The following is a 922-nucleotide window of genomic DNA, read 5'->3' as shown; positions in this document are numbered from 1 at the left end:
ATCTGCTGCGGCGTGCCTTGCGCGATGATCTCACCGCCATGGATGCCGGCGGCCGGGCCGATATCGACGACATAGTCGGCATGCAGGATGGCGTCCTCGTCATGCTCGACGACGATCACCGTGTTGCCGATGTCGCGCAGGTGCTTCAGCGTATCGAGCAGGCGGGCATTGTCGCGCTGGTGCAGACCGATAGACGGCTCGTCCAGGACGTAGAGCACGCCCGTCAAGCCTGAGCCGATCTGCGAGGCCAAACGAATGCGCTGGCTCTCGCCGCCCGACAGCGTGCCGGAATTGCGCGACAACGTCAGATAGTCGAGGCCGACATCGTTCAAGAAACGCAGGCGCTCGCGGATTTCCTTCAGCACCCGGACGGCGATCTCATTCTGCTTTTCGTTGAGCTGCGCCGGCAGATCGGTGAACCACCGGTCGGCCTTGCGGATCGACAGCTCCGTGACCTCGCCGATGTGCCTGCCGGCGATCTTGACTGAGAGCGCTTCCGGCTTCAGCCGGTAGCCGTTGCAGGCGGGGCAGGGGGTGGCCGACATGAAGCGCTCGATCTCCTCGCGCATCCAGGCCGATTCCGTTTCTTTCCAGCGCCGGTCGAGGTTGGGGATGACGCCCTCGAAGGTCTTGGTCGTTTTGTAGGACCGCAGGCCGTCGTCATACTGGAAGGTGATCTCGCGCTCGCCCGTGCCGTGCAGCACGGCCTGCTGCGCCTCGGCGCTCAGATCCTTGAACTTGTCGCCGAGCTTGAAGCCATAGGCCTTGCCCAAGGCCTCAAGCGTCTGCGCGTAATAGGGCGAGGTCGATTTCGCCCACGGGCTGATGGCGCCGTCGCGCAGCGAGACATTCTCGTCCGGCACAATGAGGTTGGCGTCGATGGCGCGCTGGCTGCCGAGGCCGTCGCAGGTCGGGCAGGCGC

At 64.6% G+C, this 922-nt stretch carries 1 pseudogene; it reads right to left on the bottom strand.

Annotation, left to right across the window (positions count from 1 at the left end):
• Window positions 1–922, bottom strand: a pseudogene (locus EOA60_RS34975) (excinuclease ABC subunit A); the annotation flags it as partial.

The organism is Mesorhizobium sp. M1A.F.Ca.IN.020.06.1.1, assembly GCF_004023265.1.
Classification (GTDB): domain Bacteria; phylum Pseudomonadota; class Alphaproteobacteria; order Rhizobiales; family Rhizobiaceae; genus Mesorhizobium.
This window is presented reverse-complemented; position numbering and strand designations above follow the sequence as displayed.